At 45.3% G+C, this 23,850-nt stretch carries 10 protein-coding genes and 1 other annotated feature; all 10 genes read left to right on the top strand.

What is annotated here, in order from left to right:
• Window positions 1–62: 62 nt before the first annotated feature.
• The 10 genes from DWV34_RS06295 to rplL all read left to right on the top strand — a co-directional run bounded on the left by DWV34_RS06295 (window position 63) and on the right by rplL (window position 23,847).
• Complete coding sequence (locus tag DWV34_RS06295) at window positions 63–16,988, top strand: SdrD B-like domain-containing protein (protein WP_118475734.1); 16,926 nt, start codon at window positions 63–65, stop codon at window positions 16,986–16,988.
• A gap of 79 nt (window positions 16,989–17,067) precedes the next feature.
• The gene (locus DWV34_RS06290) at window positions 17,068–18,645 is read left to right on the top strand and encodes an ABC transporter substrate-binding protein (protein ID WP_022261112.1); all 1,578 of its coding nucleotides are present in this window, start codon (window positions 17,068–17,070) and stop codon (window positions 18,643–18,645) included.
• Between the two features lie 261 nt (window positions 18,646–18,906).
• Window positions 18,907–19,566, top strand: coding sequence for an amino acid ABC transporter permease (locus DWV34_RS06285; protein WP_009290161.1), 660 nt, complete (start codon window positions 18,907–18,909; stop codon window positions 19,564–19,566).
• Window positions 19,547–20,224 carry an amino acid ABC transporter permease gene (locus DWV34_RS06280; RefSeq protein ID WP_006568212.1) on the top strand — a complete coding sequence of 226 codons (678 nt, stop codon included), beginning with the start codon at window positions 19,547–19,549 and terminating at the stop codon, window positions 20,222–20,224. The genes DWV34_RS06285 and DWV34_RS06280 overlap by 20 nt, the downstream gene beginning before the upstream one ends.
• 10 nt (window positions 20,225–20,234) lie before the next feature.
• Entirely contained in the window at window positions 20,235–20,999 is a 765-nt protein-coding gene (locus DWV34_RS06275; RefSeq protein WP_006568213.1) for an amino acid ABC transporter ATP-binding protein, read from the top strand.
• Window positions 20,986–21,855, top strand: coding sequence for a cysteine ABC transporter substrate-binding protein (locus tag DWV34_RS06270; RefSeq protein ID WP_006568214.1), 870 nt, complete (start codon window positions 20,986–20,988; stop codon window positions 21,853–21,855). The genes DWV34_RS06275 and DWV34_RS06270 overlap by 14 nt, the downstream gene beginning before the upstream one ends.
• Before the next feature lie 140 nt (window positions 21,856–21,995).
• Window positions 21,996–22,331: a hypothetical protein gene (locus DWV34_RS06265; RefSeq protein WP_009290159.1), complete on the top strand. Its 336-nt coding sequence runs from the start codon at window positions 21,996–21,998 to the stop codon at window positions 22,329–22,331.
• Complete coding sequence (locus tag DWV34_RS06260; RefSeq protein WP_118475732.1) at window positions 22,331–22,669, top strand: hypothetical protein; 339 nt, start codon at window positions 22,331–22,333, stop codon at window positions 22,667–22,669. The genes DWV34_RS06265 and DWV34_RS06260 overlap by 1 nt, the downstream gene beginning before the upstream one ends.
• Window positions 22,670–22,711: 42 nt before the next feature.
• Window positions 22,712–22,845: a sequence feature (ribosomal protein L10 leader region), on the top strand.
• A gap of 70 nt (window positions 22,846–22,915) precedes the next feature.
• The gene (gene rplJ, locus DWV34_RS06255) at window positions 22,916–23,437 is read left to right on the top strand and encodes a 50S ribosomal protein L10 (RefSeq protein WP_009290157.1); all 522 of its coding nucleotides are present in this window, start codon (window positions 22,916–22,918) and stop codon (window positions 23,435–23,437) included.
• A 41-nt stretch (window positions 23,438–23,478) separates the two neighbouring features.
• Window positions 23,479–23,847 (top strand): 50S ribosomal protein L7/L12, encoded by a 369-nt coding sequence (gene rplL, locus DWV34_RS06250; RefSeq protein ID WP_006568218.1) that lies wholly within the window; start codon window positions 23,479–23,481, stop codon window positions 23,845–23,847.
• The last annotated feature ends 3 nt before the right edge of the window (window positions 23,848–23,850 follow it).

The following is a 23,850-nucleotide window of genomic DNA, read 5'->3' as shown; positions in this document are numbered from 1 at the left end:
AGATTTTTTGCATTTATATCAAAATAAAATAAGGGGCATTAGTCCGTAGGGGGAACGGAGTTATGAAAAAACGTATTAGGCAGGTCATTTCTATCATTCTGTCACTTTTAATGGTGGTACAGAGTCCAAATTTTTCAGCAATTATTAAAAATGTAAAAGCAGATGAGTCGCCGGGGCTGCAGGTCAGTTTTTCCTGTAAGCAGGAGCCGGGGACCAATGTTACGATGCTTAAAAACGGGGCATCTGAAGAACTGACAGGACAGGTCAATGTCACAGCCACGTCTTCCGGCTATGCAAAAGGAGCAAAAGTCACCGTCGCATTGCCGTCTTTTTTCTATGACAGCGACGGAAATCTCCAGGTTTATGATGAGAATGTCAATCCGGAGGATGTAAAGCTTGGAATGCAGGCCAACGTCATAGAGGCGGACAGCTGGCAGACAGTGGAGGGAAAGGCATTTGACCAGGACACAGTTTATAAAGGCAAGATCGTATTCGTAGCAAGCAATGACCTGAAGGCCGGGGAATCTCTGACCTTCCGTATTAAGGTGAAGTTTTTCGGAGATGTGCCTGAGAAAACACACGGAAAGATTACCGGAAGCTCATCTTACCAGGAGTACTACGATAAGAACGGCAATAAGATCGCGGACGAATGGAAATCTCCTGGGGTAGATGAAAATGCAATTAAAGTGTTTGTAAACACGAACCTTTCATGGGAGACGGTGTTTGAAGACTCCCCTGCCATTCCGGTATGGAAAGAGTATAATTATGCCGATCACTATGTTACAGTTAAAAACACCTCAGAGTCAGAGGATAAGGACGGTCCGAAAGATGTTTCATTTGATAAGATCAACCTGATGTTTGAGCTTCCGTTCTGTTCCTCTGAAGGCGGGCTAGACGGGATATTTACACGGGATATCACAAAATGGATTTATAAAGACGGGCAGATCATCGAAAATACAGAGCCGAACAATCCAAATTCATGGAAGAACACGGAGTTTATCGGGCAAGAGGATAAGGGAGGTGTTCTCGTCTACGATGTCACAGATCTGACAGATGAAGAGATCAAAGATGGGAAGCTTGGAAAACCTATCCCTTATTCTTATACCGGAAACGGTCAGATTGCAGTCATTCATGAAGAAGAAATACACTCTCCAAACTACGCAAAAGCACACCCGGATAAAAACCTGCACCACCAGGCTAAGTTTCTGGTAAGGCTGCCGTTCACAAACAATATTCAGTTTAAGGGCAGCAGCACGACCAACGAACTTCAGACGAAGCTGGTATCCACGATTATTTTTGGAAAACCGGAGATTTACTGGTCTAAGACAAATACAGCTACGGCTACCTTTATGAAGCCGCAGCCGGATTACTCTGCGAAAAAAGTTTCAGAATCAGAAGCTCCGTATAATAAACACGTTTATGTAAACAGCTTATCCGAATTTTATATAGAAAGCATTACAAATAAAGGGAATATCCCGCTGTTTTCACCGAGAGTGACAGATACGGTGCCGGGTCAGTTTATGTTGGACGGACTGTTTTATGAGGTTCCAAAAAAAGATGCAGACGGCGGAATAGAAAAGTTTCTGGCGAAGGAGCATCCGTTCCAGTATGAGGTTACCAATTCCGCTACAGGAGAAAAGCAATGGATTGACTTTACCCAGAGTGTGATAGAGAAGAGTACCGATGATGAAGTGAGGTGGGGAATCTCAGGAATTAAAGGCAGGCTTCCCGGCAATGCCACGGGAAGAGTCCGTGTGAATCTGAAAGAAAAGATAGATGCCGGAACTACACTGCCAGGCAAGATCGTGATCAGCGGTTATCCCAAAAACAACGTTACGATTCAGAATAAAGCAGAAATCCAGTTTGACTACAAATACTACAAAGTTGGCGACGGTGATACGGAAGGCGAATGGATGGTCAAGGAGCAGGAGCCGTACAAGATCCAGGCAGATATGGTACTGACTCCTCCTGAAATCGACACTGTCGTTACAGCAGTACATACAGAAAAGAAAGAAGGGGAAAGCCAGGCAGCAGTGACCGAAGGCGGAAGCAGCCGGTCACCGTATCATCAGACAGTATACGGAAAATACAACCGCCAGGGCATGGACGGGTATATCCTGAGGGCGGGAACACAGTCTAAAGGACCGATCGCGCCAGGCTATCTTCAGCTGGATGTGCCGGGAGCCGCCAATGACAGAGGATATGTGACCGAAAACATTCTTCTGAAAAAAGAACTTCTGGATGCCATGATCAATGTCTCTATAGGAACGAGCGAAGAAGATCAGCAATATCCGTCCGGAAATCTCATTCTTAAAGATGTGAATAACCAGACAAAGAAAATCTCCTTGAAGACGCTCGTTCAGGGCTACGCAGACAGCGATGGAAATGTGGTGATTGAACGCAGTCTGTGGAAGGGCGATTTAGATAACCTTAAAAGTGTAAGGATTGAATACGACTATTTTGCCGGAGACCAGAAAATTGTAAACGGAGATGAACTGGCTGCGGAGACCTATCTGAAGGTTATGGGAACGTTAAAGGATTATGGTTCCCTTACCGCCACCGGTACAGTTTCCACAAACTATCCGGGGACATCCACGAGCTCTGTGACAAAGACAGGGACAGGGACGATCACGATTGAAGGGGTGAATCCGGCCATCACAGGAAATGTCTACAATGAGCCGGATCATCCGCAGGCATCCAATCTGACATCCATTACGGTGCCATATAATGAAGACGGTGCTAAGGCTGTGTTCCATATAGGTAATAAGTCACACTCAGAAATGAACCCCGGGGAATTTCTGATGACGCTGCCGACAAATGTGGTCGATGAAAAGACGGTGGGATTCCTGGCAGATGAGATCACCATCAAAGATTTGAAAAAATTCGGAAAGATTTCAAAAATAGAATTTTATGATATTTCCAACAACACTTATGCAGGAAACTCCAAGGAGCCGGATTTTGTTCTCCCGGCGGATCAGATCCCGGCAGAAAAAGACGGATTGATTACGATTCCTGAGGGTTTGTGGAAAAGTTCTATGGCAAACGGACTGAAATATGTAAGGATTATATTTGAGCCGTTTAACGGAATGGAAACTGCGGAGAAACTGGACATCACCGTAGGCGGAACCGCAGACTTTTACGGCGCGGCTTCTTTCAGGGGTGAATGGGCATGCAAAGATGCGCTGAACATGAACAAACCTGCTCAGACAGCGGGCATGACAATGAATGTCAATAATCCGAAGCCTGAAGTGAATGCACATTTAAATCCATACTATGATAAGACAGAGATCAATACAGAAAACAACGGCAGTATGGTGGACGGCAATGTGATGGGGCTTGCGGTTCCTTATGAAAAGGAAGCTTCCTTTTCCTTCTGGTTTGGAAACAGTGCGGCAAATGATGCACATGATTTCCATACGGTGATCGATTTTACGGAATTAAATTCCGCCAACCAGCTTTCTGCCGAGACAGGAAAAGGTTTTTATGCAAAGTCTGTACTGATCAGGAAAGAGCTTCTGGATATTGCCGATGTCAAAGAAATTACATTGACAGGTTCCGAAGGCAGCTTAACTCTTGTCTATGACAAGGATGCCAAAACATTCAAAGAAAAGGGCCAGCCTTCCAAGATCTATACTTTAGAAGGAGAAGGCTGGAAGCTTCCGAAAAGCAGCGTTAAGGATCTGGGAATTTTAAAAGGGATAGAGGTGACCGGAGGGACAATGAAAGGCGGAAAGGCGCCGAAAGCGTCTCAGGCCATCGAGGTCACCGGATTTTCAGACATTGAAATGCGGAAAGTTAACCAGGCAGCGGCAAAGATTACGAGCCAACTCTATACCACCGACAGGTCTTTTGAACTTGCAAATCAGGATGCGGCAAGGCTGATGATCAGTCCCATGTATTTTGATACGGCGGTAGATGCGTACTTTGTAACGCCGGATAATAAAACAACCAGATATAATAATGGTGCAGAGCCTTCCGAGCATTACCGTTCAAGCTATGGATACAGTGATGATACGAACTTTGAGATCGGCTATAAAGCGGTCGGCAGTATCGGTGTCGATTTCCGCCAGTACCTGCAGGATTACAGCAGCGGGGCCCCGGAAAGGCACAACGACCAGGAGCAGAACAATGATTCAGCCTACGCAAGATATCAGATAAAGAATTATGCCTACAATACACCGGCAGATCTGAAGATGACAGTGAATCTTCCGTCTGAGGGCTTTGAGACTTACTATCTGAAAGTGGATCCGAGAGTAAAGGACTATGTAAAAGAGATTAAATTATACCGTGCCGATGGATCTTCCTATACGATCGATGATCCGAAGGCGGTCTGGGCTGCCAATGAAAATGCCAAGAGCTGGGACGGACAGAATGGATACTGGAGAATCAATCTTCTGGACGGGGAGCCGAATTACGAGACAGAAAAAGAAGGGAACTACTACCGTCATCCAAAAGAAGAGCCGGACGGGAAAGCGGCGGTCAAAAAAGCAGAGATTCGTTTTTCTGTTAACCAGCAGGAATACGAGGAGATCGGAGGCGTAAAAACTGCCAAATCACCGGATTACGGCACATGGTATAACCAAAGCAATGTAAACACACAAAATACCTTCGAATTTGTGGGAAGGTATTATAAACTTGGAAATTATAAGGCCTCTGCAGAGACAGAAATGACGATCGGAGGCACTGAAAAACCTGATGGAACGAAAACCGAAATAAAAACTGAAAATACAGACACTACGAAGAACAGCAGCTACCGTTCCGGCTGGTCATTTAAAAACTATTACTATACATATAACTGGTATAATCAGTATACTGGTATGCAGGAATACACAGCAAGACATATGAGATCGGAAGTGCCGATCACTGTCTATGACGATGCAAGAATGTACTCTCTAAAAGGAGTCAACCTGCATCCCGAGACGGACAGAAAAGAGTCCTATCCATATGGTGCAACCGGATGTTACAGCATGTCTTTCTACAGGGACAAAACCGGGGCTTCCGGAAACTGGAGCGGCTATTATCCGTATATCGACAATGCGGTGCTGGAAGACACACTTCCTCCGATCACAAAAAGTGACGGGGAGTATAAAGGATTTAAGAGTACGTCTGTTCAGATCAAGAAAAAACTGCTGAACCGGACAGACGGGGATATTATGCTGACGCTTTCCGACGGAAGCACAGTAAAAAGAGCAGCAGCGGATTTCAGCGATGCAGCAGACGCAGATTATAAAGAGATCAGGGTGTTTTACGAAGGAGAGGACAACGCCGGAGAAGCTGTGGACGGAAAAGATATCGTTCTGAATTCCGGACAGTATTTGACGAAGGTTAAATTGTTTGTCAAGGACATTGCCGGTGACGGTGATTTCAGCAAGACTGAGATCGACGGAATATCCAAAGACACGGTATTTGACAACCACACGGAACCGATGATCAACATCTACGGTGAAATACTGGCGCTGAACGGCGACGGAAATAACGCCGGAGTCAATACGGTTAACACAAAGACGTTTAAAGACTATGATCCGGTCAATACAGTAATCGAAGGAAACACAGAGACGGGTACTCTGCTGGCAAGAAGGATTCCTTTGAAGCCGGGTTATAAGCTGACTGCCAACAATACAAAAGGATGGGATTATCAGGCATCCAAACTTGATGCCGGTAAACCGGAAATGAAGCCGGAGTCTTCAGCGTTTACCATCCATCTGGAAAACGCCGGTACAGACGACGGAGGCAGCGATCCTGCCAACTCTGAATCCAGGGACGCAGATATCAGCGGTTTTGCCTTTGACCAGGCTCTTGACAGCCGGTTCCGGCTTCAGACAATTAAGATTCCGAAAAGTGTCTTTGACTCTGACAAGTGGAATGTGACTCAGTTCAAGATCAATGACGGAACCCACTCCGGTGATGATAAAGGAGTGGACGTAAAAGACAAGTTTAGGCTGGAGACAATCAATGATGAAGAATACTATGTTTTAGATGTTTCCAAACTATTCGTGGGGGACGATGCCTTAAATACATCCACCTATACAATAAGTGGTACAGAATTTACAAAATGTTATATCCAAAGTTTTACTGTAAAAATTGAGGCCAAGGAAACCGATGGAAGCAAGAATGAAAAATTCCTGAGACCGGGCCAGGCATTAGAGGATATTGTCTACGACGGAATCTTTGTGGACCGGACAAAAGAAGATTTGGAAAAGGATGAGTGGAACGAGAATTCTGTGCCTACCATAGGAGGAAGCGGTACACATGATTATTTCTACACTTATTACATCCGAAACAGCATTCAGAATTTTAAGGCAGAATCAGCTACATTCGGTTATCAGCAGAGTACGATAACTGCCGCTCCCCATGCTGATCAAACAGTTTATAACAGAGTTTCCCATGTGGAAATGAAACAGAAGCGGGAGGATGAAGAGACGAAATCTCCTGCGTATGATGAAAAAGACGGAATAAAACTGGAGGTAGATAAGGATCATATCATTCCAGGCGACAGAATTGAATATCAGGTGACGGTTTCCAACAAATCCGAAAAGGAGTCTGACGGTTCTGAGACGAATACGCCGTTTAAAAATCCGGCGGTTCGGGTGACGGCACCTGTAGGAATGAAGATCGTGGGATGGAAGTATGCGAAAAAGACAGATTCGGGCATTGGAGATCTGAAGGGTGAATTTGTAGACAACAGCAGTTCTGTATCAACGAGGACACCTGTGGTAAATGGTGCACTGGAGGCACCGGAATCAAAAAATACATACCGGAATCTGGTGATTACAACCGATACAGATCATGGAGACCAGTATCTGAAACTGAACAAAGACTATACTGTGACTGTTGTTCTGGAGGCAAAGGATGAATTTTCCGGAGCATTTGAGGGAAAAACAGTGAATACAAGCGTTTATGCGGGAGGCGGTCAGAGAAATCACTATTACCCATATTATTTCGGAAACAGAGACACGAATCCGACCTATTCTTACTCCTCATGGTGCAGCGATGCGTTTGGAAGCGCCAGTTTCATTAAACGCTGTGTGGAAAACAGCTCTGCCGTCGATCTGGCACTGAATAATACACCTGTGCCGACAGGAGAGCTTACAAGTTCTGTTTCTTATATGGATGCGGGAACACCTGCAATGAAGTTTTCCAATCCATCTTCTGTGGAAGGGGGAACGGCATGGGTCAATGATTTGATGGATGTAGATCTGACGGTTTCCGACATTAAAAACAATACGATGCATGATCTTAAGGAAACAGGAATTGAAATTGATCTCTCCAACCAGACAGTAAAAAATGAACAGAATTTCTACCTCAGAAAATGGCCGGAGGCAAAATATACGGTTGCGGGAACAGAACATCAGGCTGTCTTTTACTATAAAGAAGACGGGGACACAGACTGGAAAGCCATGGATGCGTCCTTCCGGTCTGATGACAGCAACCTGAAAAAAGTAAAGCAGATCAAATGGGTCTACGAGGACGTTCCTGCCAAAGACGGTACAAATATTTATAAAATGCCGGATGTCATTCTTCATGGAACGGCGAACTACGTGGATGAAAACGGAGCATCTGCTGTCAACCAAAATTACAGTACTATGAATGGTATTCTGGATATTGACTATGGCCATGAACACTATAAAGTGTCAGATGATGACAAGATGGAAGCCCATCTGCTGGCAGATACAAAGAATACATTTACCGTATACCGGCTGCTGCCGAATATGCTGGCAGACGTCCAGGCATTTGACAAAGAAGAAGACGCAAAGAGCACCTATGCTGAAAATAACAGCAAAAACAAAGCAGTGTACCGACCGAATGAAAGTTTTTGGTATAAATTGACTGCCTGGAACAAGCGCACAGACGACAGTGCCAGAAGAGGGGCCCTTGATCATCCGGTGCTCTATGACAAGATTCCGGAATATGTAGATGCACCAAATCCGGATGATGTTGAAATCATATGGTATGACAAGGACGGACATGCGAAGGATTCTTCAGCTTACCAAAAACCAGCAGTCACGGTGACTGACATGAAAGATTTTGATATCGGAGGAAGTCAGGAATTTGAAAAAGTGACTTCAGGCACAGACAGGAAGCCGACAGATACAGCGAACAATCCTGCAGAGGAAATTAACTTTAAGATCTACAAATACGACTTCGGTGATCAGGAGCTGTCCAGAGGCGAACGGATCGAGATCGTCTATAAGACCAAGGCGAGAAAAGAAGACCTGCCGATGGCATCATGGAAGGATACAAAAGAAAACGCATACCTTCCGCGCTATGGAGAATATGCAGACGGTCCTGCGCCGAATGCAAACAATACAGCCGCAAAAGCTATGGATATGGATAATCTGATCCATGATTTCGGAGTTACCGGAACACCCGGAAAAGGCATTGATCCGGGAGAATTCCTGACGGATTCTTATGCATATATTCCGGGCCAGACGACCAGTGACGGAGGCAGATTTTTTGATTATGATATCAATTCTTCTTCCAGGCAGATGTGTTTCACAAATATGACTGTGACAGACCCGTCCAAAGAGGCCTCAGCTGTATCCTACCGCACCGGTGCCGGAGGGGGAGGCACGGACAGTGCCTATTACAGGTATCTCACATCCGGAAGGGGAGGCACGGACAGTGCCTATTACAGGTATCTCACATCCGGAAGGGTCGTATCCGGAACGGGCTCTGCCAATATGAATAAATGGAAGAACATCATTGGTGATGAATACCACAATATTATCTGGGCAGAACATGCACTGCATCTGCAGAAAGCGTGGATTACCGGAAGCAGTGATATGATAACGGATCAAAAATACTACGATCAGGCAGATATCAATTATTCCGGCGGTTCCGGACACAGAGATGACGTTCCAAACTACGACCAGCAGACTGCGGCATTGGAAGCTGAAGAAAACTATGTAACAAGGCTTTATGCGCTGAACTATGGAGACTGGGACACAGACGGAGCGGAGTTTACTTACGTGATGCCAAGAGGTACAAGACCAGTGCTGAAAGACGGCAGACTTGAAGTGAAGGCCGAAATGAAGGACGGTACAAAGATTACTGTTCCAGAAGAAAATATTAAGATTCTTCAGCAGCCGGGAGATACGGATATCGGCGCTCTTGCGCCGAAAGAACTGGCAGACCCTGTGCATAACGGAGCATATACCGGAAAAACATATAATGCAGCAGATGCAGATTCAAAAGCATGGGTGATCCGAATTACAGTACCGGAGAAACTTACGCGGTTCTGGAACAGAGGAAGTCTGGATGCATCCAAACAGCAGCATTACCAGATGTCTGTAGAATTTAAATCCGAAGTGTTCAAAGAGAATATGAATGAAATGTGGTATGACCGTCTGTATGTGCGGCCGGTCGATATAGAATCCAAGGACAGCGAAGTTCCGAATACGATGTATCACCAGATTTATGACAAGAACGACAGCATGGATATGTCCGAGGCAAACAAAAGCGGAACTGTTCAGTGCAATGATTTGGAAACCGGTATTTGGTATTGCTCATACTGTAATACAGAAGCCTACTATAATCTGCTCTCACCGTGGCCTCTTTACCTGAAGGGAAGGAATACTTATTCTCAGGCAGTGGACAGAAAAGATATAGGATTTAACATTGAAGCTTCAGACGGAAGTACAGACTCCACCAAATATGCGGTCACCGGAACGAGGGCAAAACAGAGGAAACCTTTGGTCCGTTTCTGGGCGGAATACGGCAGGAGGGATGAAAATGACGTCCTCAGTGCTGATCAGTGGTATGCTCAGGCAGAGACAGAGTTGAAACAGCTGAATGTCCGCCTGGAAAATGAGTATATCCTGTCAGACTATCACCACGGAAACGGAAGCGGTGCCGACAGCGGAAGAAGCTATAACTACACTACGAACGGAGGAGCCAGGGGAACCCTGTTTAAACCGGTTGTGACCGTTGTGCTTCCTTATGGCGTACAGCCTGTGGATGAAGACGGTGAAGTGATTCATGCAGATTCTGATGGATCAGTTGTACAGAACTTTGACTGGGAAATGGAACAGAAAGTCTGGTCTTCCGGCGGCAGACTGGCTGCCGACACAGATCCGGACCTGCCGGCTGATTTAAAATCCAAGTTTGACACAGAGATCCGGTATATGGATGTGGATGACGACGGAACAGCGGCAAAACGGTATGTGATCCGGTTTGTTCCGAAAGCAGGAACCTCCACAGAGGATGTCAGAGTGCTCTCAGGACGGTCCAGAAACATAAAAATGAATGTAATTGCAGCAGATTACGCCGGAAACTGGCCGGATGATGCGGATAAGAGAAAGGATTGGGACAGCACGAGAGTCTATCTGGGAAGCCAGCATAATCTTTTCCGATATATCACGGACGAACAGATCGGCGGCGAAAACGCAGGCTATGCGGTCGGCGTGGACACAAATCAGGGCTATTATAATCAGGACCCGCGTCTGGATGCAGTCAGCCCGGATTATACGTACAGCACGTACCGCACAGGAAAAACCATATATGACAACAAGGCGATGGCAGACAGGGCGATTGGCCGGATGACTCCTTATTTTGAAGGCGACAAGATCAGTCTTCAGGATACAGGACTGGCAGATTCCCTGCTGTTCTGGCAGACCGGAAGCGGAGAAGACAAATACACAGACCTTAACTATGATGGAAAAAAAGAAACTGGGGACGGCGCGGAAGAAGCCGTGCTTCAGGATCATGGAGTCATGAATACAGCAAGTCTGTATTCGAAAAATCCGAGAATCAGTCTGACCGCAGGCATTTCCGGCAGCAGAACAGGAACATATTATTCCGCAGAGCCGGAAAATAACACTGGAAGCCTGGCAAAACTGGCTCCGATCCAGTTTGCCTACGGCGACAATCTGTGGTATCAGCTGAAAGCGGCCAATACTCCGGCTGAGAGGTCAGGGTACTGGGGACCGCTGACCGATTATGGTACAACAGGGGATATAACACATTCAGCCTTTACGGTTAATCACACGCTCCCGAAAGCACTGGTCTATGATGACAGCGGCGATCTGGAAAGTTACTATATCGAATATGTGGACCGGGACGGCATCAAACAGACCTTGAGCCAGTCAGATCTGGAAAGCAGTGATCCGTCCAAAAACAAAGGCTGGAAAATACAGCTGGAAGTAAAAAAGGTGAAAGACAAGGACGGAAACTATGATCACCAGGAAATTCTGGCGAATATTATTCCGGGACAGGAAGCAGATGTTACTTCCGGGAATATCCATAAAGGAAAGCTGCCATCAGGAGCGCTTAGATCGGGCAAAGACTTTACACTGTTTTTGAGATCCAGGATTGCAGAGCTTCCGGAACCGGAAGATATTCTGAAAGATCCGGATTACTGGCAGTATAATTCAGAGTCCAGCTACCTTGATCTTCACCGCATGGACGGAGACTTCGTGCCGGGCGGTAATTTCAAAGAGCGTCCAATCGAGACGGTCAGCTACACAAACCAGGTGAAAGACAGCCAGGAAAATGATTATGACTTCGACGGAATCTTCGATGAGCGGTACAGCATGGCAAAGGCTGCCGGAATCAAAGTGACAAAACCTTCGGTTTCTATGCGCACAGACACAAAAGATCCAAGGAGAATTTACCAAAAGGATGACATCACTCAGGATATCCGGTCTTCCGATGCACTCTATAAGACAAAAGACGTATTTACCTTACTGGTCGATGAGGCTACTGTGCATAAGGGCAACCTCAATCAGTTCATCGTCCAGTATAAGATTCCAAACCGGGCTCCGAACACTGTGAAAAACGGACCGGCAGAGCCGACTGATCCAAGGATCGCTGTCTCTGTCAAGCGGGTCCAGACAGGAAAATGGGAGATTCCGGCCGATACGAAGTGTAATGTTGATATTGGCGAACTCAGAAAACACCTGAGAGTTTATGTAGAAGTCCTGGATATTGACAGCGGAAGCTCTAACGTCACAGACGAGACCGACAAAGATATGAACTGGGTGCGCCTGAATCCGGACGGAGCAAAAATTGATGAAAACCAGGTGATCGAACTGACAGGGGCTCTCAAAAAATATTCTGGAAAAGGAGCCGTCGACGAGATGCGCTGGATCGTCACTTCCGACGATCCGGCACACTATCCGGTACCTCAGGGGTTCCGGCTGGATCTGGATGCGGATGACAGTACTGCAGACAAAGAAGATGTCTCTGCCGTAGAAAAGAAGAAAGCAGAAGACAACGGATATAAGACCGACAAGATGCATGCAGATTCCTTTACGGACAGTGTCAACAAAAATGCGCTGCAGATCGCCGTTCAGGTCGGTTTGGAAGAACAGACAGAAATCAGTAAATTCCCGAGCTTCTTTGTGAGCGGATGGGGCAAATACAGCGATACACAGTATGCAGGGCTTACAGCCCAGGATGACCGGGCAGGAGTGGAGATTTCCTCCCAGAATCCGAGCATGGATTTGAAACAGAATCTGCTGTATCTGAAAAAACATGTGGACGCAGACAAGAATATTTCCTATGAGTGGGATAAAAACATCGCGATCAACCTGAAGAACAGTTCTAAACTGAAACAGACGGTACAGCTGATCAATGCCAGTGACGAGATGATGAACCTGCCGTCCGACGATCCGGAGAAATCCAAAGAGGACAATATGTCCAGGCCGGAACTCACGGTAGGACTTCCGTTCATTGCCAACATCGATGAAATGAAGTTTGACTATGTGCCGTATGACCAGGTGATGAGTGACAAAGACTGCCCGCTTAATCCGGATTATTCAGCAAAGAATGCCGATACACAGAACCGGTTTTACTGGACGTGGCGCATCATAAATGCAGAGGATGAGACATTGGCGCCGCATATGGAAGAACTGAAGCTGAAAGAGGGATCACCGGTATTTTACCGGAAAGCGGTTGATACGAGCAGAGACCGGAATCTGGTGACCTGGAGGTTTGACAACGATTTAGCGCCGGGAGATAAGATTGTCATCGACTACACATACGAGATTCGGGAGCCAAACATTGGAGTACCTTTGGAAGATATGACCACAAAAGTATACGGAACGAAAGACGGTTCCTTCCGGTTCTTCATTACAGATGACGAGGACGAGGAACAGGCTTCTCTGAGAGTCGATGTCTCAGATGTCAACGATGACGGCAATAAGACCGATAAGAATCTGGCAATTTCAAGCAATAATATTGCATTTGAGGCATTCAGCACACTGACCAGAGGCAAGAAGGTCGTCACAGATGTGGATGACTCTTACCTGCTGAACACGAAGCCGCTTCCGTTACAGGAGGGAGGAAATTATACATTCTCAGATATCCTGACCAATACCGATACAACATCCAACTACTCCGTTCCAATTTTCTTTGATGTGCTGCCGTATGACGGTGACAAGGCCATTACAGGAAGCAAAAACGCCGACGGTTCCTATACATCTCTGACCCGTGAGTCCAAGTGGAACGGCTGGATCGATTTAGACAGCTTCAGGATTGAAAAAGCGGATACGGGAGGAACCCACACGCTGGATGCAGGAAAGTATGATGTGTATGTGGGACCGGTGAAGAAGAATGCCGACGGAAGCTACGCTCTGTATGACATGAAGGATATGCCGGATGTAAACGAGAGAAGTACAAAAGAATACTATCAGGCCATTGCCGATGACGAGACGAAGTTAAATCAGCATTTTGTAAAGGCAGAAGATCTGATAAGTGCAAATCCTGACAACATAGAAGACATCCGCAAGGGCGTCAGAATGTTTATGGTGCGGTTTAAAGATCCGACTGCGGACTTTGGCCCTTCTACCAGCTATGTTTTGAAATATGACATGGAAGCTCCTCTGAACCTTCCGTTTATGAAGGGTTCCGCGGATGCAGCTAAAAATGGAAACGACAGCGATCCGTTTGTAGGCTGGAATACCTTCGCCTTCTGGGCAAAACGGGATGCTCCGGTTGACTCCGCAAGATCAGGAGTCGTGCTCCAGGCACCAACAGGCCGCGGATATGTGGGTGATTACGTTTGGAATGACTTAAACGGCAACGGAAAGCAGGATGAGGCCGAGTACAAAGAGGCCAAAAACGGAAGAATGCTTCCAAGCAAATGGACCACAGATCTGGATGGAGACGGAAAGGCCGACGATCCGGGAATCAACGGAGTCAAAGTCGAACTCCTGACGGAGAGTGGAAATCCGTGCAATGTAGACGGCGAGGCCGTGATTAATAAAAATGGCCAGGATTACGTCATGGATGAGACGACAGGAGATGTGAAGCTGGATGAATACAACGGAACTGTGACGACAAAGAAGAAGCCTTATTCCACTGTGACCAGAAGCGATTACTGGGGCAACCAGGGCTATTACATTATTGCAAATCTGAAGCCGGGCAAATACCGCCTGAGATTTACAATGCCGAACAAATATGACGACTATCAGCTCTCCACGCCGATTACCAAGACCAACACGAAGGTTTCTATCGGACATAAAGGAGATAATGGTCTGACTGCGGAGACTTACACTACCGACAGCTTTGGCGTAAAGGCCATTGACCTGTCTTCCGAGGCGGCTGTAAAGGCCTATGACAAACAGGCTGTGGATGCGGATATCGGAGTCACGAAGCCGGTACGCTACAAAGGTATCGTTTGGAAAGACCTGATCGATGATGACGGACAGAACCATGAAGATACAGATTTTAACGGAAAAATCGATCCGGGCGAAAAGCTTCTGGAAGGAGTAAAGGTCACTGCTTATGAGAAGGGTAATTATTCCCCAGCCGTGGGAATGGACGGAAAACCTCTGGAAGTAATGACAGACGCAGACGGTGTGTATCGTTTTGACATGCTTTGGCCGAACAGGGAATACTACTTTACTGTGGAAGATCTGAGCATAGACGGACAGTTAATGAAGACATCGCCGGTGCGGCTCACAAAGAATCCGCTGAAATACAGCAATGACAATGATGGAACGATGATCGTTTCCGGAAATAAAAACATTGCCAAAACTGAGAATTTTAAAGCGGTTATTCCGACAGATGAAAACACCGGCCGGCCGGTATACGACAATGACGGCAAACAATATGCGGTCTGCGACGGAATCAATTTTGGCCTGGTGCTGGCAAAAGCAGGATACATCGGTGATTATGTCTGGGATGACAAGAACAGAAACGGTATTCAGGACGAAACAGAGAAACCGCTGAAAGACATCAAAGTAAAACTGGAAGCTTATTATTATGATTCTGATCAGGACAAATGGATCAGGATTGAGAAATATGACAAGGAGACGATATCATCTGAGGAAGGCGCATATTTCTTCTCCAATCTTCCGGTGACTGCGGCAGTCTCTTTCGACGGGGGACCGGACATTGATTATCTGATGGGTTACCGTTTAAGCGTTCCGGAGATGAAAGAAGGGTATATTTATACAAAAGCAGCCCAGGGAAAGGATAAGACGAAAGACAGTAATCTCTATTCCGACGGACGCGTAAAAGACGCTAAGATTCCGTATATCATTCTGGCAGAGGAGATTAAGAAAGAGGACATCACAGAGGCCAACAAGAATACGGTGATCTCTTACCAGAATAAGTACTATGACACATTAAATGCGGTCTTTGACAGAGACTATGACATCGGACTCCTTCCCTATGACAAGGGAGAAATCGAGGGGCTCATATGGGACGACACGGATGATAAAGACGGCCTCCAGTCAAAGAACAAAAAAGCCGTCAAGGGAAGGACTGTATGGCTGGAAAAGAAGGTAGTGCCAGAAGAGGAGCCCGTTCCGGAAGAACCGGAAGAGGAAAATAAGGAGGAGACAGACGATCATACTCCTGTCACGGCAAAGAGCAGAAAGAAAGGAAGGGATGGAACGATCCGGACCGGAAGCTATCAGGAGCCGGTAATGCCGGAAGATGACACTTATGAGACGATAGCTTCTGTAAAAACTGACAGTAGCGGTGTCTTTAAGTTCAAAGATCTGGATGTTTATAACAAAGAACTCAAAGTTCCGGAAAAATACCGTATACGCACAAAGAAAAATAATGACGAGGATCTGACCCTTTTAAAGGTTGGAAACGGAAAGAATGCAGAGATCGACAGTGATTTTGGTCTCTTTGACGAAGATGACCGGCTGCATGCTATCTCAAACAGTTTCCTTCTGGTCAATACGCTGGAGTCAGAAGATGCCTACGGAAATCTCTATGATTATGTGACTGCACGGGACGAAAAGACGGTGGACTGCGGTATCATTAAATATGAAAACCGCGTAAACCTTGGAGACAAGGTGTGGAATGACGAGAACCAAAACGGCATTCAGGACGAAGGCGAGAGGGGCATTAAAAATGTTAAGATGAATCTTTACCGCTATGATGCAGAAGGTGATACATGGCAGACGGTGAAAGATCTCCGCGGAACGAGCAGTATCAAGACCGATAAGAATGGACATTATAAGTTTACTGTTCCGGTGACGGACCTGAATCCGGAATCCAAAGATTATCTGAAACCTTACCGTTATAAAGTGGAAGCTGAGACACCTTATGAGGCCTTTCTCACAAAACGAAATGCAGGAAACGACAAGGAGACCGACAGCGACGGCTGGTACGTGGACGAAAACGGACAGCCTTCTGAAGAAGAGACGATCACGGGAATTGCCGGGGCAAAAGAATTCGAATTTGTGAGCACAAGAATGCTGAAGCTGAATGCAGAAGAGGCTGAGAAACAGGGGCTTGAGGAAGATGCAGACAGAATGATGGAAGTGGCTGATCTGAATACGGTAAAAGATGATGAGAGCATTGACTTCGGATTCTTCTATAAACAGGAGGAAATGCCTTATTATAAGGAAAACAAGAAAACTCCGAAGCAGGAACCAAGACAAAAGAGACAGCCAAGACGTCCGCTTCGCGTACTGAGGACCGGGGATGACAGGAATCTTTTCATATTTATTATACTGATCGCATCATCTGCCGGGGCAGCAGCTGTCCTGTACAGAAAGAAACGGAAGGACGAAGAAGCATAACAAAAAACATCCATCATAAGCGATTTTAAGTTTGTGATGGATGTTTTTCTCAATGACGAAGACAACAGGAGGGAGAACGTTGGAAAAGGCAAAAGACTTTTTACAGAAAAAGAGAAATCGAGTGGCCGTGGCCTTTGCCGCCGCGGTGATCCTGGGGATTGCCGTATATTTTATGACGAACAGCGGAGAAGATTCCGCAGAGGTGCTTTACAAAGCGGAAAAGGAACTTGCGGGACAAAAAAGAGAGGAAACTGCAGTAGGTATCCAGAACTACCAGGGAGGCCTTCATCCGGCGTTTGCAGAATATTCAGGAGAGAAGACCCTTTCCGATCTTTTGTTTTCTCCTCTGATCAGGATTAAGCAGGACGGCTCAATAGATTATATCCTGGCAGAAGACATCGATGTTTCTTCGAAAGGGAAAACATATACAGTCAGATTAAAAGACGGACTGAAATACAGTGACGGATCAAAACTTGCCGCCGCCGATGTGAAAAAAGATCTTTTGCTGCTTGGAGACGGAAGATCTTCCTTTGGTTTCCGTGACTGTTTTGCAAGACTCAAAGGCTATGATTCAAATAAACTGACCCAGTCAGAGGATATGGAAGGGATTGAAGTCAAGGATGATATAACGCTTGTATTTCATTTTACCGAGCCGGACCCGGCCAATATGTATCTGTTTACGGGAGGGATCGGCAGAACGGCCAACAGGGCAAAAAACAAGTACTTATATACCGGCGCATTTATGCTGAAGGGACAGCCGGCCAACCTTCCGATGACTCTGGAAGCCAACCCGAATTATTATGACGGGAAAGTCAAGGAGAAAAATATTCTTGTCAAAAATATCAACAGCAATAATATCGAGGCAATGCTCACGAAGGGAAATGTGGATATCACACAGTTCCAGGCCAACAAAAGCCTGATCTCCCGCCTTAAGAAATCCGGGGTGATTACCCTGTATCACGGAAGCAGTGATGTACAGGCAGTTTTGGATTTTAAATCGGACAGCAAATCGGCAGTAAACAAAAAAGAAGTGCGGCAGGCAGTCTGCTATGCTTTTCAGAAAGAGAGATTTGTGACAGACTCTCTGGGAGACAGCGGGCAGGCAGCTTTTTCTAATTTTAAGGAAGGAAGCTTTATGGCCGGAGCGGAAAAGGAAATGTATCCTTACTCTAAGGAAAAGGCAGAGGAATGTCTGAAAAATGCGGGGTATGAGAAGAATAAAAAGGGGATCTTTGAAAAAGGCGGAAAGGAGTTGTCTCTCACTCTGAAAGCGGACGGCATCCTGTATGCGGATTTATTTGTACAGCAGTTTACCAAAGATATGAAAGCGGCAGGTATCATTGTCAAGACGACGGATTCCGGAAACTATGACCTCTATTACCGCAATGCAGCCATACCTTCTCTGACCTCAGTGGGAGCATTTCTGGACGAAAGAAACTTTCAGGATGAGAAACTTGTAAGTCTGAATGCCCGGCTTAAAAAGGCGGAAGATTTAAAAGAAGCAGGCAAAGTGTGTAAAGAGATCGATGAAAAAATTCTCAATGAGAGTCTTACAATGCCGGTATATACGGAAAGAAAGTTTGCTGCTGTGGGAAATGGCAGTCATAAGATAGAAGTGAAGGATATTGACCGGCCCTTCAGTGAACTGTTAAAATAACAGGAAGAGCAGAACCAGAGGGGGCAGCATAGGATACTGCCTCCTTTTTTCTCTGTTTCACAGAGGGAAAGTTTTACATAACGAACTTTCTCTTGAAAAAGGCATAGACTAAAGGAAAGAAGTGAATACAAAAGTTGACTTTTCCCATAGAAAAATGTACGATTAATTTCGGATGTCTTATATTGACAAGGTTTAAAATGGAGTTTATACTATTTCATATAATACATACCAAAAAAGTATGAAATATAGAAGGGACAAAAAATGGATTGGTTATTTATAGAACGAAATATACCTCTCTATATAGAGGCAATGAAACTAACGCTGGGAATCGGAGCCCTGGGCGTCGTGCTGTCAGTGGTGATCGGATTCTTATGTTCTATGGTCCGTTATTATAGAGTTCCTGTGCTGAATAGGATTGTAGGAATTTATATAGAGCTTTCCAGAAATACGCCTCTGCTGATCCAGCTGTTTTTTCTGTACTATGGACTGCCCAAGATCGGAATTAAATTAAATGCGTTTGTCATCGCTGTGATCGGACTGACGTTTCTCGGTGCCAGCTATATGTCAGAAGCTTTCCGCGGAGGGCTGGAGGCAGTCAATAAGATCCAGGAAGAATCCGGTCTGAGCATCGGGCTCACAAAGCCTCAGCTGATGCGTTATATTATACTGCCGCAGGCTTTGGCTATTGCCATGCCGTCGGTGGGGGCTAATGTGATCTTTCTTCTGAAGGAGACCTCGGTGTTCAGTGCGATTGCTCTTGCGGACCTGATGTTTGTAGCCAAAGACTTGATTGGCATGTATTATAAAACAAATGAAGCGCTGTTTATGCTCGTTGTTGCATATTTAATTATTTTGCTTCCAATTTCAATTATTTTCAGTGTGTTAGAAAGGAAGGCTCGGTATGCTGGCTTCGGGAATTAATATTTTATTTGAAGGACAAAATATGGCACGGCTCATGTCCGGTTTGGCTGTGACCATTAAGATTGCCCTGGTGGCCGTCGTGCTTTCATTGATATTCGGGGTGATATTCGGGATCATCATGACCTCAAAGAATCTAATCGTCAAGGCGGTCTGCCGGCTTTATCTGGAGGCTATCCGCATTATTCCGATTCTGGTGTGGCTGTTCTTATTTTACTTCGGACTTACAAGGGCTATGGGCATCCATCTGGAAGGTGAGTTTATTTCTATTGTAGTGTTCACCATGTGGGGAACTGCGGAGATGGGAGACATTGTGCGGGGAGCCGTGACTTCCATGCCGAGGCATCAGACGGAGAGCGGCCTGTCCCTGGGACTCACGAAGCTGCAGATCTACCGCTACATTTTAGTTCCGCAGACTGTAAGAAGAGTCCTTCCCGGTGCGATTAATCTTGCCACAAGGATGGTAAAAACGACATCGCTTGTCGTGATCATCGGTGTGGTGGAGGTGCTGAAAGTCGGACAGCAGATTATTGAGGGAGGTATTTTAAATACTCCTGCGGCACCGCTTTGGGTCTATGGATTTATATTTTTCTTATACTTCATCCTCTGCTATCCGATTTCCATCGTGGCTAAGAGGCTGGAAGCAAAATGGCAAAGTTAGGAGTTAGCAAATGGGAAATGAGTTATTGAAGATCAGTCATCTGAAAAAAGCATTTGGGGAGACAGAGGTATTAAAAGATATCTCTTTTGATATAAATAAGGGAGAGGTAGTTGTTATTCTGGGGCCTTCCGGATGCGGAAAGAGTACACTGCTTCGCTGTATCAACGGACTGGAAGAATTTCAGGGCGGAGAGATCAGCCTGGACGGGCAGAGCCTTTCGGACGGGAAAGTGCCGTGGCATCTGATCCGCCAGAAGATCGGCATGGTATTTCAAAGTTATGATCTTTTTCCCCACATGACCATTCTGGACAATATCCTTCTCGGTCCTACGAAAGCACAGAAAAGAGACCCGAAAGAGGTAAAAGAGATGGCGGTTGCCCTGCTCAAGAGAGTCGGACTGGAAGAGAAGAAGGATGCCTACCCGAGACAGCTGTCCGGCGGGCAGAAGCAGAGAGTGGCAATCGTCAGATCTCTCTGTATGAATCCGGAGATCATGCTGTTTGACGAGGTGACAGCAGCGTTAGATCCGGAGATGGTAAGGGAAGTCCTCGACGTTATGCTGGAACTGGCAAAACAGGGGATGACCATGGCGATCGTGACCCATGAGATGCAGTTTGCGAAGGCTGTGGCTGACCGGGTGATCTTCATTGACGAGGGACGCATTGTGGAGGAAAATACTCCGAAAGAGTTCTTTGAACATCCGCAGACAGAACGGGCAAAGAAGTTTTTAAACATGTTTAATTTTGAGGAGATGAAAAAAGATGAAGAAATTTAGCAGAATCTTAGTAGTACTGGCAGTTCTCAGCATGGCTATAGGGCTGATGACGGGCTGCGGAAACAAAAAATCAGAAAAAAGTGATAATCAGTCTTCTGTAGAACAGATCAAGAAGAACGGTAAGATCAAGGTCGGTGTATTCAGTGATAAACCTCCGTTCGGATATGTAGATAAAAACGGAAAGAATCAGGGATACGATGTTGTACTTGCCCACCGTCTCGCAAAAGATCTGCTTGGAGATGAAAACAAGGTGGAATTTGTGCTGGTAGAAGCGGCGAGCCGCGTGGAATTCTTACAGAGCAATAAGGTAGATGTGATCCTTGCCAACTTTACGGTCACTGACGAGAGAAAGGAAGTCGTGGATTATGCACTTCCATATATGAAAGTTTCTCTCGGTGTGGTTTCTCCAAACGGAAAAGTTATTACCGATGTAAAACAGTTAAAAGGAAAGAAGCTGATCGTCAACAAGGGAACCACTGCGGAGACTTATTTCACACAGAAGTATCCGGATATTGAGCTTTTAAAATATGATCAGAATACGGAAGCTTTCAACGCATTGAAGGACGGCAGAGGAGCTGCTCTGGCACATGACAATACACTGGTATATGCATGGGCAAGGGAGAATAAAGGGTTTACCACAGGGATCAAATCTCTCGGCGAGCATGACTTTATCGCACCGGCTGTCAAAAAGGGAAATGATGACCTGAAAGGCTGGATCGATGATGAGATCACCAAGCTTACAAAGGAAGGATTCTTTGAGAAGGATTATAAGAAGACTCTGCTTCCGGTATACGGAAAGACAGTTGAGGCCGACACAGTGATCATGAATGAAAAAGAATTAAAAGAATATAAGTAAGACAAAAACCGATCAGGGAACTCCAGGGAGTATACCGATCGGTTTTTTTGTATAGCAGCGACAGACTTGAATTGCAAATGTAAAATATTGACAAACAAGTGTTGGAAGGTTATAATAAAATAAAAAACAAGGAGGATGTCATGTTAAAGTTAGAGATCAAATTGGACGAATCCAAAATTAAGTCGGAACATAAATATGATGCAAACAGTATATATCGAACACTGGAGAAAAGTTTTTTAAAACATGATATACCCATGATTCAAGAGTGCGATGGTACACTAGTTTTTCGTGGAAAAGGCCATCCGAGCGACTATGGTGCTTTTGGAGGAATCATCCCTCGGCTGAAAGAAAAAGATTGGTTTATGGATTATGTAATAAAATGGATGTGGTATAACAGTGATGATGGTGCGGATGAAGAGGACTATTCGGTGGAGGATGTACTGTATTTTTATACAAAAAGGGATAGTGTTGCATAATGCCATCTGGAGAAAAGAAATATTATAAAGCAATTTATTTTGACCTTAAAATGAAAGCTTTAGAGAAATATTTCTCCACAAAAAATCCACAAAAATCCTACCGAAAAATTAGGAAATTTTTTCTGAGACAGAAATTTACGCATGCACAACAATCAGGCTACCACTCTACGTTTAAAACAACAGACTTATATATTTTTGATTTGATTTATACAATGAAAGGGGAATTTCCCTGGCTTTGTTTTTGCGCAGGCCGTTTTGAAGTTACAAATGTAGGTGAGCACTATAATCTGATGGAGGTATTTGCGGAAGAGGCGATGGAACTAAAGGTTACTCAATAAATTTCAAAAAACCAGTTGACGTTTTCAGCACCGTATGATATATTACTACAAGTATCACTGCCGAAGACAGCAGGCGCCGTATGGCGTAACGTAGAACGGCCTGCCGAGGATGATGATTAGTATTGAGCTAATTGTGCCCTTTGTCTTTGCGGACAAAGGGCTTTTCTTATTCTTATAGAAAATTCTGCGGAATTTGGATCCAAGCGGCGGTACACTAAAATAAATCAAGGAGGTGCACCATTCATTATGGCAAAAGTAGAATTAAAACAACCTATCGTTAACGAAATCAAAGAATTGCTTACAGATGCTCAGTCAGCAGTTTTAGTTTCTTACCGTGGTATCTCTGTAGAAGAAGATACAGCAATGCGTAAGGAATTAAGAGAAGCAGGTGTAGAGTACAAGGTATACAAAAATACAATGATTCGTTTTGCGGTAAAAGATACGGAATTTGAACCGTTGTCTGCTGACCTTACCGGACCGACTGCGATCGCTGTTTCCAAAACAGACGCAACTGCACCGGCAAGGATCTTAGCAAAATACGCAAAGAACATTGAAGTATTCAGCCTGAAATCTGCAGTCGTAGAAGGAACTTTCTATGACAAAGACGGCGTACAGGTGATCGCAAGCATTCCGTCAAGAGACGAATTACTTGCAAAATTCCTCGGAAGCATCCAGTCTCCGATTACAAACTTTGCTCGTGTTATTAAACAGATCGCAGAGAAAGACGGAGAAGCTCCGGCAGAAGAAACAGCAGAAGCTGCTGAGTAATCAGCGGTTTACATTAAATTAATTATTAGGAGGAAATAAAAATGACAACTCAGGAAATTATTGAAGTTATTAAAGGTTTATCAGTATTAGAATTAAATGATTTAGTAAAAGCATGCGAAGAAGAATTCGGTGTATCTGCAGCAGCAGGTGTTGTTGTAGCAGCAGGCGGAGCAGCAGACGGTGCAGCAGCTGAAGAAAAAGATGAGTTCGACGTAGAGCTTACAGAGATCGGCGGAGCTAAGGTTAAAGTTATCAAAGTCGTTCGTGAAGTAACTGGCTTAGGCTTAAAGGAAGCAAAAGAATTAGTTGACGGAGCTCCTAAAGTGATCAAAGAAGCTGCATCTAAAGCAGAAGCAGAAGACATCAAAGCTAAGTTAGAAGGCGAAGGAGCAAAAGTAACTTTAAAATAGTTC

Source organism: Anaerostipes sp. AF04-45 (assembly GCF_003461725.1).
GTDB lineage: Bacteria > Bacillota > Clostridia > Lachnospirales > Lachnospiraceae > Anaerostipes > Anaerostipes caccae.
The sequence above is the reverse complement of the archived record's forward strand: the minus strand, read 5'-3'. Positions and strand labels throughout refer to the sequence as shown.